The 13,627-nt window shown below is 30.6% G+C and carries 14 protein-coding genes and 1 other annotated feature; of the genes, 1 reads left to right on the top strand and 13 read right to left on the bottom strand.

From position 1 onward, the window contains the following. The 7 genes from G324_RS07515 to rplK form a co-directional block, all read right to left on the bottom strand. The coding region (locus tag G324_RS07515; RefSeq protein ID WP_035357668.1) for a hypothetical protein at positions 1-346 on the bottom strand (346 nt) is incomplete at its 3' end. Beyond that, entirely contained in the window at positions 346-4,167 is a 3,822-nt protein-coding gene (rpoB, locus tag G324_RS0106920) for a DNA-directed RNA polymerase subunit beta (RefSeq protein WP_025725644.1), read from the bottom strand. The genes rpoB and G324_RS07515, both read right to left, overlap by 1 nt. Positions 4,168-4,306: 139 nt before the next feature. After that, positions 4,307-4,897 (bottom strand): class I SAM-dependent methyltransferase, encoded by a 591-nt coding sequence (locus G324_RS0106915; protein ID WP_162146979.1) that lies wholly within the window; start codon positions 4,895-4,897, stop codon positions 4,307-4,309. Between the two features lie 77 nt (positions 4,898-4,974). Continuing rightward, on the bottom strand, positions 4,975-5,346 hold the full coding sequence (gene rplL, locus G324_RS0106910; RefSeq protein WP_025725642.1) for a 50S ribosomal protein L7/L12: 372 nt from the start codon (positions 5,344-5,346) through the stop codon (positions 4,975-4,977). 21 nt (positions 5,347-5,367) lie between these two features. Then, positions 5,368-5,856 (bottom strand): 50S ribosomal protein L10, encoded by a 489-nt coding sequence (rplJ, locus tag G324_RS0106905; RefSeq protein WP_025725641.1) that lies wholly within the window; start codon positions 5,854-5,856, stop codon positions 5,368-5,370. A 46-nt stretch (positions 5,857-5,902) separates the two neighbouring features. After that, positions 5,903-6,034, bottom strand: a sequence feature (ribosomal protein L10 leader region). Between the two features lie 15 nt (positions 6,035-6,049). Further along, on the bottom strand, positions 6,050-6,742 hold the full coding sequence (rplA, locus tag G324_RS0106900) for a 50S ribosomal protein L1 (RefSeq protein WP_025725640.1): 693 nt from the start codon (positions 6,740-6,742) through the stop codon (positions 6,050-6,052). 66 nt (positions 6,743-6,808) lie between these two features. After that, a complete protein-coding gene (rplK, locus tag G324_RS0106895; RefSeq protein WP_025725639.1) occupies positions 6,809-7,237 on the bottom strand; it encodes a 50S ribosomal protein L11 in 429 nt (142 codons plus the stop codon). 362 nt (positions 7,238-7,599) lie between these two features. Here rplK and G324_RS0106890 point away from each other — a divergent pair, with 362 nt between their 5' ends. Further along, on the top strand, positions 7,600-8,445 hold the full coding sequence (locus G324_RS0106890; protein ID WP_025725638.1) for a VOC family protein: 846 nt from the start codon (positions 7,600-7,602) through the stop codon (positions 8,443-8,445). 33 nt (positions 8,446-8,478) lie between these two features. Here G324_RS0106890 and G324_RS0106885 read toward each other — a convergent pair whose 3' ends face one another. The 6 genes from G324_RS0106885 to G324_RS0106860 form a co-directional block, all read right to left on the bottom strand. Further along, positions 8,479-8,976, bottom strand: a complete 498-nt coding sequence (locus G324_RS0106885; protein ID WP_156921294.1) for a hypothetical protein — start codon at positions 8,974-8,976, stop codon at positions 8,479-8,481. A 120-nt stretch (positions 8,977-9,096) separates the two neighbouring features. Then, a complete protein-coding gene (locus G324_RS0106880) occupies positions 9,097-9,645 on the bottom strand; it encodes an endonuclease (RefSeq protein ID WP_025725636.1) in 549 nt (182 codons plus the stop codon). Between the two features lie 223 nt (positions 9,646-9,868). Continuing rightward, the gene (locus tag G324_RS0106875) at positions 9,869-10,255 is read right to left on the bottom strand and encodes a S24/S26 family peptidase (RefSeq protein WP_025725635.1); all 387 of its coding nucleotides are present in this window, start codon (positions 10,253-10,255) and stop codon (positions 9,869-9,871) included. A 35-nt stretch (positions 10,256-10,290) separates the two neighbouring features. Continuing rightward, positions 10,291-10,557: a PqqD family protein gene (locus G324_RS0106870; RefSeq protein WP_025725634.1), complete on the bottom strand. Its 267-nt coding sequence runs from the start codon at positions 10,555-10,557 to the stop codon at positions 10,291-10,293. An 18-nt stretch (positions 10,558-10,575) separates the two neighbouring features. Further along, positions 10,576-11,724, bottom strand: a complete 1,149-nt coding sequence (locus tag G324_RS0106865) for a hypothetical protein (RefSeq protein ID WP_025725633.1) — start codon at positions 11,722-11,724, stop codon at positions 10,576-10,578. A gap of 106 nt (positions 11,725-11,830) precedes the next feature. Further along, on the bottom strand, positions 11,831-13,552 hold the full coding sequence (locus G324_RS0106860; RefSeq protein WP_025725632.1) for an immunoglobulin-like domain-containing protein: 1,722 nt from the start codon (positions 13,550-13,552) through the stop codon (positions 11,831-11,833). Between the last annotated feature and the right edge of the window lie 75 nt (positions 13,553-13,627).

Raw genomic sequence — 13,627 nt, 5'->3', positions numbered from 1 at the left:
AGTCATTAATTTCTTTTAGTAAAAACTCATCATCTTTAAAAACATGATAAAGTGTTTTTTTGTCGAATTTAACTAAGACTTCTAAATCTTTAATACCTACAGTTTCTAAGACATTTACAACTTCATTTGAAAGTGATAAGTCCTCAATACTTCTTGGTAATTTATAATAGATTAATGTTGGAAGTACTTCGTTAAATGAATCTGATAATAAACTTTGAAGTTCTCTTAAGTTGAATGTATTAAAATCTTCTAAGCGGTCAATACCAGATAGTTTTAATCTTTCTAAAGCCGTTTGGCTTAGTTTTAAAGATTCTACAGGTAAAGATAAAATTTCATTTTTAGCCATTATCTAAAACCTCCCTTGTTAAACCCTTTAGACGAATTATCAACAAGTGATTTAATTGCCTCATTATCTCCTTTTTTAGCATCAATAAGTTCAACATATAAGCCTAGAGCTTGTAGTTCTCTTGTTAATACTCTAAAGGACTCAGGAATACTTGCTTTTGGTATTTCTTGACCATGTGTAATTGCATAATAAACTTTGTTTCTACCAATCATATCATCTGATTTGATTGTTAACATTTCTTGTAGGGTATGTGCAGCACCATAAGCATAAAGTGCCCAAACTTCCATCTCCCCAAAACGTTGTCCACCATTTTGTGCTTTACCACCCATAGGTTGTTGAGTTACTAAGGTATATGGTCCAACGTTTCTAGCATGAAGTTTATCATCAACCATATGTGACAGTTTTATCATATACATCACACCAACTGAGATACGGTTATTATACGGTTCACCCGTTCTACCATCATATAGTGTAGTTTTACCATCAGGTGCAATTCCAGCTTCTTGCATAATATCACCAAGCTCATCGTTTGTGACACCGTCAAATACTGGAGAAGCAACTTTTATGTTTAACTTCTTAGCTGCAATACCTAAATGTATTTCTAAGATTTGACCGATATTCATACGTGAAGGAACCCCAAGTGGGTTTAACATGATGTCTACATATGTACCATCTGCTAAATATGGCATATCTTCTCTTGGTAATATTTTAGAGATAACCCCTTTATTACCATGACGTCCAGCCATTTTGTCCCCTTCAGTAATTTTACGTTTTTTAGCAATATAAACTCTAATTTGTTCGTTTACACCACTTGGTAATTGGTCACCATTTTTCTTACTAAAGTATTGTACAGATTGAACAACACCACCGCCACCGTGAGGTACACGTAGTGATGAATCTCTATATTCTTTAGCCTTGTCACCAATAACTGCATGGATTAATTTTTCTGATGGAGTTGGTTCAAATACACCTTTTGGTGTGATCTTACCAACTAAGATGTCGCCTTCTTTAACTTCTGATCCAGGTACGATAATACCTCTTTCATCTAAGTACTTAACAGCATCTTGGCCAACGTTTGGAATTTCTCTTGTGATTTCTTCTTTTCCGTTAGCTTGTTTTAAATCTCTTGTTTCAATTTCGTATTCATCAATATGAATGGATGTATAGACGTCATGTTTAACTAAGTCTTCTGACATAATTACAGCGTCTTCATAGTTGTAACCTTCCCAAGTCATAAACGCTACAGTAACGTTACGTCCTAAAGCAAGTTCACCCTTATCTGTTGAAGGTCCATCACCGATTACATCACCTTTATCAACAAACTCACCTTGGAATACAATTGGTTTTTGTAAGATTAATGTATCTTGGTTTGATCTAAAGAATTGGATTAAATCGTAATTATCAGTATCAGCTAAGTTTGAATCATATAATTTTTTAGCAATTGCGTAATTAAAGTCTCCACCAGCTTTATAGATGACTTTACTCCCTAATTTAACATCCTCTGTTGGTTCTTTTGTAATTACAATTTTTCTAGCATCTACATATGTTACATAACCACTGTTTTGTGCAATAACAACTGCACCAGAGTCTTTAGCAGCACGGTATTCAATACCTGTACCTACAATTGGAGATGTTGGTTGTAATAATGGAACAGCTTGACGTTGCATGTTCGCACCCATAAGTGCACGTGATGCGTCATCATGTTCTAAGAATGGAATAGATGATGTTGCAACAGATACAATTTGTTTTGGACTAACGTCCATTGCAGTAATGAATTCTGCATCAAAAATACCTGTTTCACCATTTTGACGAGCAATTACTCTAGTTTCACTAAAGATACCTGAATCGTTCATTGGTGTTGCAGCTGATGCTATAATATGTTCTGATTCTTCATCCGCTGTTAAATAAATTACTTCTTTTGTTACTCTTGTTTGACCATTATCATCTTGAACAACTTTTAAGAATGGTGTTTTAATAAAGCCATATTCATCAACTTTTGCATAAGTTGCAAGTGATGAAATCAACCCAATTGAAGGACCTTCTGGTGTTTCAATTGGACAAAGTCTTCCGTAGTGAGAGTTATGCACGTCACGTACTTCAACCCCTGCTCTATCACGAGCAATACCACCAGTACCTAAAGCAGATACTCTTCTTTTTTGTGTTAATTCAGCAAGTGGGTTAATTTGGTCCATGAATTGTGATAATTGTGATGAACCAAAGAAAGTTTTTATTGCACCAACAAGTGGTGTCATATTAATTACGTTAGCTGGTGTTGCATCATTAAAGTTTGTTGTAGACATTTTATCTTTAATGTTCTTTTCAGCTCTTGCTAAACCAATTCTAAATTGGTTTTTTAATAGCTCACCAATTAATCTTAAACGACGGTTTCCTAAGTGGTCAATATCATCTACATAACCTAAACCATCATATAGGTTTAAGTAGTATGAAATACTTGCAATAATATCAGATACAACAACAAAGATTCTATCTTCTCTTTGGTCACTACCAATAATACGGATTGTATTTGATTTATCGCCTTGATCATCATAGACATAAACATCTAAGACTTCAACAATTACACCTTGACGAGATGCTTCTTTTTCATAAACATCTTCTGTTAAGAAATATTTAATAACTTTTTCATCAATTGAATGTCTATTTTTTCTTAGTAGTGTTAATACATCTTCTGTAATTGCTTCGTTTTTCTTAATAAGTACTTCACCAGTTTTTAAATTAATGAAGTTTTCTTTAGCATAAAGTGTGTTGCCACCTTCAGGTAAAGTTGTTGCTAAAATTTCATCAGCAGTTTCGTTTTGTAAGTTGTTTTCTTTAGTGATGATTTGTTTTCTTAATATATCACGGTTATTTTTTAATAGTTCAATAACATCTCTTGTAATTTCAGTATCCTTAGCAACTAATACTTTACCATCTAGTAAAATATCGTTTGCTAAGTAAGTACCATATGCACGTGATAAAACATCTAACTTTCTGTTGAACTTATGGCGTCCAACACTAGCTAGATCATAACGTCTTTTATCAAATAAACGCATTCTAATAAATTCACGTGCAGCATCTGCAGGAACTTTTTCACCTTGGCGTAATTTAGAATATAGATCTATAACAGCCTCATTTGGTGATTTTGTTTCATCTTTTTCAAAAGTATTTGAAATTAGGTTTGAACGACCAAAAGTTTCTTCAATATCTTTTTTGGTAGTAAAACCTAATGCACGTATAAAGGTTGTTAAAGGAACCTTTTTAGAACGGTCTAATTTAGCATATAGTATTTCTTTAGAACCTTGTTCGTATTCTATCCAAGCACCACGTGTTGGGATAACTTGAGCAGCGTACTTAATTTGGTTTATTTTTTTATCTAATTCAGAGGAATAGTAAACACCTGATGAACGAACGATTTGTGAAACAACAACACGTTCAGCTCCATTAATGATAAAAGTCCCTGATGGTGTCATCATAGGCAGATCTGTCATTAATACGGTGGATTCTCTAACCTCACCTGTAATCGCATTTTCTAATTTTACTTTAGCTGATAATTGTCTAGAGTAATTTAGGTCGCGAATCTTGGTTTCGATTACATCGTACTTAGGTTCTGATAATGAACTTTCTTCAAAGTGAAGTTTTAAATCTCCATTATGTCCTTCAATTGGAGAAATATCTTTTAAAAGTTCATCAATACCTGTTTTTACAAACTCTTCAAATGAATTGGTTTGTATCTCGATAAGATTAGGTAGCTCTACCTGATGTAACATTTTTGAATAGTCACGGCGCTCTGCTTTTTTTCCGTATTTTACGGTCTTATAACTCATGAATCCACACTCCTATCGTTTTTAAGTCAAACAATTTTTACGGTTTGATTTATATATATAAATATATAAAAAACCCATTTCTATGCATTTTATAATTTTACCATAAATTCTACAATACAGTCAATATAAAGTGCATCTTTCAACATTTTTGTCCTTTAATCACATAAAAACCCTTATGTCTCTTCATTATTTCAACATTTTGATACATTGTTTTTAAGTAATCTATTGTAGACTTTGCACCTTGATCTTTTCTTACTACAATCCAAAGGGTGCCATTTGAATTTAAATGTTTATAAGAATCAGCGTATAGTTTATAAATCACTTTTTTACCGGTTCGAATCGGTGGATTTGATACGATGACATCAAATGTTTCTTGTACGTTTTCAAAAAGGTCAGACTCTATAACTTTTGTTGTTACATTGTTTAGTTCATTATTTTTTTCATTAAGCGATAAGGCACGCTTGTTGATGTCTATTTGAGTTACATCTAAAAAGGGGTATACCTTCTTTAAGATAACACCAATCACACCAATTCCAGATCCTATATCTAGAAGTGTTTTTTTGTTTTCAACTTCAATACTTTTAATTAAAATTTCCGAACCTGTATCTAAGTGGTTGGCACTAAAAACACCACGATCTGATATGAATGTGAAGGGATTATCTAGTATGTTTACATCGTATGTAAACTCTTCGCTTTTTAAATTTAAGTCATTTTTAAAGTAGTGTGACATTTGATTTTCTTCCTATAATTTAAGAGTGAAAAAACCCGAGTATAATCTCAGGTTTTTAAACATTCATTTAAAACAAATTAAACGATAGCAACTGTTGCTCCAGCTGCTTCAAATTCAGCTTTAATTTTTTCAGCTTCATCTTTCTTAACGTTTTCTTTGATAACAGCATCAGCAGTTTCTACTAATTTCTTAGCTTCTACTAAACCTAAGCCTGTAGCTGCACGAGCAACTTTAATAACTTCGATTTTCTTGTCACCAAATGATTTTAAGATTACATTGAATTCTGTTTTTTCTTCTACTTCAGCTGCTGCTGCAGGACCTGCTGCTACTGCTACTGCTGTTGGATCAATTCCGAATTCTTCTTTTAATCCGTCTACTAATTCTTTAATTTCTAATAAAGACATTTCTTTTAAAGCTTCTACAAAAGCTTGTTTTGTTAATTTAGCCATAATATGTTATTCTCCTTATAATTATTCTTGTGCTTCAGTTAGCATATTTAAGCCAACTGCTAGTTCTTTGACTGGCATTAATAGTCCAGCCGCTAATTGTGTTAATAAAGTTTCTCTTGATGGTAAGTTCGCAAGTTCCATAATTGCATTTTTGTCTGCTACTTTTTCTTCAATAACACCAGATGTTATCACAACCGTTTTGTTTGTTTTAGCAAATTCATTAATGATTTTAGCTGGTGCTACAACATCATCATATGATATTGCAACTGCTAAAGGTCCTACTAATGATTCTACTAAAGAATCAAATCCTGCAATTGATGCGGCACGTCTTGTGATATTGTTTTTGTAAACTTTTAAATCAATGTTTTCTTTATGTAACTGAGTTCTAAGAGTTGTTAAGTTGAATACTGATAAGCCTTTATATTCAAACATAACAATTGTTTTAGCCATTTTGAATTTATTAACTAAATCATCTACAAGTTCAACTTTACGAGCGATTGATTTTTTCATTTGTGCCTCCTTTTTTAAGGTGTGTTCTTTTTTTGGATTTTATTATTTTTTTAAAATAAAATCCCTCTTAATATATAAAGACATATAAAGAGAGAAAATAAGTTCCAGTTTTATTTTTCCTCGGTAGCAAATTAAGTGATATCACAGCTACTGTCTTTGGTTAATAATTTAATTGTTTATGATTAAAATTTTATTACTTTTTGATATTGTTTTCATCAACTTGGATACCAGGTCCCATAGTTGTTGAAAGAGCAATTTTCTTGATGTATGTACCTTTTACGGTAGCTGGTTTGATACGGATTAATTGATTGTAAATTGCTAACATGTTTTCATGTAGTTTTACTGAATCAAATGACACCTTACCAATTGGAGCATGGATGTTACCGACTTTATCTGTACGATATTCGATTTTCCCTGCTTTGATTTCTTCTACAGCTTTTGCAACATCTAATGTAACGGTTCCGGTTTTAGGGTTTGGCATTAATCCTTTTGGACCTAATACTCTACCTAATTTACCTAATTGAGCCATCATATCTGGAGTTGCTACCATAACATCGAAATCAAACCAACCTTTGCTGATTTTGTCGATTAATTCTACATCGCCTGCTTCATCTGCACCAGCTGCTAAAGCTTCTTTGGCTTTTTCTGGTTTCGCTACAACGATAACCTTAACTGATTTACCAGTACCATGAGGTAAGCTAATAGCTCCTCTTAGGTTTTGTTCAGCTTTTCTTGGGTCAACGTTTAAGCGGAAAGCGACTTCGACAGTTGCATCAAACTTAGTTACTGAAGTTTTTTTAGCAAGTTCAACTGCTTCTAAACCTGAGTATGCTGCTTGTTTATCAAATAACTTAGCAGCTTCTAAGTATTTTTTTCCTCTTTTCATGTGTTTCCTCCTAAATGTGGTATAACGGGATATCCTCCCACAATTTAGAAACTTTTAAGTTCTAAATTATTCTGAAACTGTAATGCCCATTTGTCTTGCAGTACCTTCAATGATTTTGGATGCTGCTTCAATAGTGTATGCGTTTAAATCCGGCATTTTCATTTTTGCGACTTCTTCTAATTGAGCTCTAGTAATTGTAGCAACTTTATCCTTTTTAGGATTGCTTGCTCCAGATTGAACTTTAGCTATTTTCTTTAGTAAGTCAGATGCTGGTGGAGTTTTTGTTTCAATTGAGAATGTTCTGTCATCATATACAGAAATTACAACAGGAACAATATAACCAACCATGTTTTGAGTCATATCGTTAAATTGTTTAACAAATTGTGGAATGTTAACTTGAGCTTGCCCGAGTGCTGGACCAACGGGTGGCGCTGGAGTTGCTTTTCCGCCAGGAATTTGTAATTTAACTTGTTTGACTATTTTTTTCTTTGCCATAACACAACCTCCTTCTTTTGTAATAAGTATGTGGTACGAATCAGATCTCCCACTATGGTGTGTTCACACGCGTGAATATTCTATCATTTATGGGTATGGTTGTCAATATAAAAGTTAGTCATCTACGTTATTTTCACATACTGGATTTATATCATTTGTTATATCGGTTTATTTAAAATGTTTTTATATGAGTTTATTTATTTTTAATTGCTATAATTTCATTATAAATATTCATTACATATAGCTATATATAAGGGTTAGTTTGGGATTTTGTGTTAAAGTAACTTAGTTACCAATCGGTGCCTACTTTCCAAAAGATACTATTGGTGTTATAATGAATCTATAAAACAGGAGGTCTTTAAATGGAAAATTTTCACACATCAGAATTTATGCAAGTTACAGATGTAACTTTAATGGTTTCAGATATCAATAAGTCATTAGAGTTTTATCAAGAAAAACTTGGCTTAAAATTAATAAACAAACAAGATAATCGTTACGATTTAGGGACATACACAAATAAGCATTTACTTACATTAATAAACAATCCCCTATCCAGTCCAAAACAACGCACAACAGGTCTATATCATTTTGCACTTCTACTGCCTAGTAGAGCACATCTAGGACAATTTATTCAACATATGATAGAAACAAAAACACAGGTGACTGGTGGTGCAGATCATGGTATTAGTGAAGCACTTTACTTAGATGATCCAGATGGTAATGGCATCGAAATATATGCGGATAAAGCAAAAAAAGATTGGCCAAGATTTGATGAAGTTGTAAATAGTCCAATGGATTATCAAGACTTAGTTAATAACAAAGTTAATGAACCCTTTACTAAAATACCTGATGAAACAATCATGGGGCATATCCATTTACATGTAGCAAACATGGATATGGCACGCAATTTCTTTATCAATGTATTAGGTTTCCAAAATACCATGGAGTATGGTCCAAAGGCTGCCTTTGTTAGTGATAATGGATACCACCACCATATCGGCTTTAATGTTTGGAATGGCATAAACATTCCTAATAATCCAAGTAATGTTATCGGTTTAAAGTCTTATACACTTTATGTACCTAAAAACGCTTATGAGGCTTTAAAAGAAAGATTAACCACTTTTAAAGTAGTTCTTGGTGATGATAATGGTAAAGAATTTATACACGATGTCAACGGCGTTAAAGTATATTTAAATACGATATTATAATAATTAAAAATCAGCTAAAATTAGCTGATTTTTTTATTTTGCAATTTCAATTATTTTTAAATTATCTTTATTCGTTTCTAAAAAATGATTAAATATTTCAAGTTTAGTATTAGAACTCATAAGTAGTATATCACCACTATAAACTCTTACAAAATTATCACGACCTACACTAGCATTTAAATGATTTAAATCTATTGAACTATCATCTAATATATTTAAATATATTTGGTAATCATCTACATATTGATAGATTAGATCAAGATCTAAAACTATAGGTTTATCTTTTGTTGATAACTTTCTTCTACCACCATAATTTGAAGCGAAGATTTGCACATTAAAGTCACTTATATCAAAGTATACTACATACTTTTTATGATCATCTTCTTCATCAAATGTAATGTTTTCCATTGCATCAACAAAACTTACAGAATCTGTATATGTATAATTAATAGGAAATTGCTGTCTAATATCACATCCGGTTATCAGTATTAACATAAATAGTAATACAACAAGTATACTTAGTTTTTTCATAACCTTGCCTTTCATTAATAAGCTACTTCGGGATCTCCAAATCTAAATACGTAATCAACAATACCTGAATCATAAAAATCTATGAATGGATTTCTATTACCTTGACGATTAAATATAATATTATTTCTTTAAAATTTCCTCAATCGATACAGGATCTTCAATACTCCACTCTAATAAGTGATCTAAATATCCATAATATATTGTACCTGTAAAGGCATTTGGGTCTCCCTCATCTACTAAAGTAAGATGTGGATACATTAAAGTCATATAAAACATAATTCTTGCGATATCACCTTTATATTCATCCCCTGGATAGAATATATTATTTAATGATTTATTTGGTTCGCCAGTAACTCCAGTATTACCATAGTAGTAATTACTGTGAAGTGTTTGATTTGTATATCTTACAGCATTATACATATTATGTAAATCTGAGTAGTGTCCTCTATTTGAAGCACTTGGTCTACCATCAAAATAATTTAGGTCATCTCTTTTATCATAATTCGTATTGATAACAAAGTCTGTAAATGTATTTAGGTTTCTATTCAAATCAAATGGTCTGATACGCATGTTACTTACACTCCAAACATGCTCTCTATCTATAGAATATTTATCGAAATCTTCAATTTCAAAATCACCACCTAATGGCCATCCCACATCTGTTTCCAAAGACCTGTTCTTAGATTACCACTTGCTGCAATTGAGCCTTCTTACTTAAACTCTATAACCTCTAATTGAGGTTCTTCATAATACTTTTTTTCCATTTTTATGCCCTTTATTGATTTTTTACCTTAAAATGGATAATTTTTTGAAATCTTTTTTAGTATACGATGTAAGTTTTAATAAATACTCTCTCTTAGACATTCTTTACATATATCTTACATATGAAATTTTAAGTCTTTTTAATCAATTTAAGGAGTATTCTTTTAAAAGGCGAAAAGACCATCCAAAGATGCACTTTAAGTTGGTAGCATTTGATAGTCTTATTCTTAGTTGTAAACTTTATAACTTTCCCCAAAATATCTGGTTTACTTACTACTTCGGTTCTAAAAGAGCCGTCCCCTTTAATAAAGTATGTGTTGTTCTTTATTTTGATGATTCTATGTAATACGAATCTATTTTGATATTTGAATAATACAACATCTAATTTTTTATATGTATCTTCTTTTTTTAATGTAACGATAGTTTCTCCATTTTTATAAAATGGTAACATGGAATTTCCTGTAACAATAATTTCAACCTCTTTATTATCCTCTAAAAAGGATATGACTTCTTTCATGAGGTCACTTGTATTTATTGTGACTTTTTTCAATTTTATTTATCCAAAATATGATGCTTATCTAAAAGTTCTATAAACATTTCACAATCTTTATATGCTCTTTTAGGATCTACATCATAATTTTCAATTAATCTTAATGTTAAATCCTCTAATGATATATCATCTTTTAAGTTTTCAAATAAAAATTTACCAGTTTCATTTAATGTAATCATACCGTGAAACTTTATAGCGGCCTCTCCTACAGGTACAACAATTATTTGATTGGATACTTCTTTTAATATAAACCCTTTTTTTATTTTCATTTTGATTTCCTTATAAATTTATTTAGTAATATAGATTGGATATTCTACTTTGATTGTATTTTTTTCAAAAATGATTTTGAATTCGAGTTTTGATGAACGTTTTTCAATTTCATAAAACTTGGTTAAGTATTTGGCATATAAAGTTAATGAATTTTCTTTAAATTCATAACTTTCTATATCTAAATCTTCACCTTTAATATCCTTAATGTATTTGAATTCAAATCCTCTTAAATCAAATGTAAATGTTACATCATCATTAAAGTTTGTTGATTGTGTATTTGTTTGATAACTATATGGTGTGTCTTTTCTATGAATTGTTAATTTAATTTCATGTGTACCTAAGTTCGTTTCTATATTAAAGTAATAGATGTGTTCATATTCTCTAGAAGCTTTAAGTTTTTCTGATAGGTAGTCCATATAGCTTAGACTAAAGTAGATGGCATTATTTGATACATAATAATCATTTGGATAAACTAAAGGCATTGTGTTTATAACTAAGCCTTCTTTATTTCTTTGTTCTTGATCCATCTCATAGAAGGATAGACTTAATTTTTTATAGCTATAAAGCGGTAGTTCATATTTGGATAATATACTATATTCATATTGATTTGTAGTGATTAATCGATCTTCTTTATTTACAACCACTTCTTTTAGTGGTGAAAATTCTGATTCGTTATATATTTGACTTCTTGCACGGATTCTAAGCTCATATGTGCCTGGTAATAAATAAGGTGGTAAATCTTCTTTAGTGTTATATACCGTACCATTGACTTCAATATCATAACTATCTGCATCTGGATCTTTTGTAAATTGTAATTGGTTATTTATGATGGTTAAATCATCTGGATATTTTAAGAATCTTACACGAAATATGTATAAATCTGAAAAGAGTGAACTTTTAACGTTTTCTCCTAGTGCTTGCACACGAACATTAAAATTCCCTGCTGTTGTAAAGGTATATGTTGTATCATTTAATGTAATATTTTCTCCATCGATATTGAGTATATAGGAACTAGCTCCTTCTACTTCATTAAATGTTAATACGTTTTTATTCATTTGTAAATTAATTGGTATATTTAACCTTGATTTTTCCTCTTTATTGTCCATACAGGCACTTAATACGGTTAAAAATACAATTAATAATAATAAAAGATAGACTTTTTTCATAACTCTCCCTTATGCCTTTAACTCTATTTTATCATCTTTAAGAATATTATAAATTTTAAGTTATTATACCATTTATTGTCCAACTTTTATTTACTTGTATATTATATTAAGAATTATTAGCACTTGATCCGGGTCCAAAGACTAAATTGGCATCTGTTTTATACCAACCAATATGAAGTGAGAAGTTATAGCTATTACCTACTACGAGTTGGTTTAGTTTATTTGCTACTTCAGTAAAGTTTGGATATCTGTTATCTGCTCTTAATTCCATTTGATTATTTGATGCATCTTTTAACATTATAAAGATAGTGCCATATGTATCCGTATTTCGACTTACAACAGTTAAGTTATTTAATTTTACAAAATGAGATACATAAGGTTTTAGTTCTAAAGATAATAAGTTTATACTTAGTTCTTGTGGGGTATTAACGGCAACACCTTTTGTTTCAACAATCTGTAGTGGACTATCTTTAGTACCTAATTGTTCAAGGCCATTAAATTCAGAGCGTATACCTTTAATAACATATGTTCTACCAATTTCTAAAGCATTTGGTGAAAATAGTGCAATTGATCCACTTGCATCTTTAATTGCATATGTTTGATTACCTACAAATCCGGTAACCACACCTTCAATTGTTACTAATTTATTATGTGTTTCTAATAATGCATTTTTAATTGATATGACTTCATTTATTGGTGTAGGATCTGGGTTTGGATTAGGATTTGATATAGTAGATGCTCCACCATATATTTTCATATCTGTAAAAATTATTCTCGCTGTATTTTGTGTAGATGTATTACCATTTACATAAAATCTGTAGTTTTTAGCATTTAATTCTGTAATTTCTATTTGTTTAATATCTAGTCCTAAATCCGGTAATAAGTTTTTTACATCAACCCAGTTTGTACCATTTTTTACTTGGAATTTAGCTTCTGTTGTTTGTGGAAGGTCAAATTCTCCCCATGATTTCATTTCAAATGTGATTTTAGATATGTTTTCGCTAAAGTTAAGTTCTATGAAAGCGCCTGTATCTGTTTTTGATGCACCACTTAATACCAGTCCATTACCAGTTTCTAGTGTATTGGCACGTTTTTTATTAATTGTAATACTTGTGTTATCTACACTATTTATTAGTGTAGATGTTTCATTTGGATCTGAATAGCCATGAGATAAATCTTTATTAAATAAGAAGTGATATAAAAGTGTATCTTCTAATACTTTTTCTATAACATTTACCTTTACAGTAATCGATGTTTCATTGTTGTTTGAATCTTTTACAGTATATATTAAATCATAACTACCCTTTTTAGTTAAATCTACATTTGAATGATTCACTAAAACTACTAAAGTGTTATTATTTGAGTCTTTGGCAGTAACACCTGCTAAATAATCCGGTTTACTATCTCCTTCAAATAAATTAAAATCCTTAGTTCCTGAAATTACTGGTTTATTTGATGGATTACCTACTTCATCTTTAGCAAGGACTGTCACATTAAAGTGTTTAAATACTTCATCATCACCTGATTTTAAATGTGCACTTATTCTTACAATAATGGTTGCATCTAATCTATTTACAATACCTGATTCGCCATCTATTGTAATTGCACCATTATTAGATAACCAAGTTATTTCGATATCATACCCATCAAAATTTGTTGGCAATATAATATTTGATGTAACATTATTAATATCATCATTGTCATTAAAACTTATTTCTAAAGTATTTTTAAGTTCATTAAGTTTATCTAAATTATTTGAATTGTTAGTACATGATACAAGTATTATACTTAAAAATAATACAGTAATTATTTGATAAATTTTCTTCAATTTAAACTCCCCTTATATGTTTTTTTAAAAAAACAGACACCAAAATAATTTTCATTTTTGGTGTCTGTTTTGTAA

Source organism: Acholeplasma granularum ATCC 19168 (assembly GCF_000526235.1).
In the GTDB taxonomy this organism is placed as follows: domain Bacteria; phylum Bacillota_I; class Bacilli_A; order Acholeplasmatales; family Acholeplasmataceae; genus Acholeplasma; species Acholeplasma granularum.
Note: the sequence above shows the minus strand (reverse complement) of the source record. Positions and strands in the feature narration are given on the sequence as shown.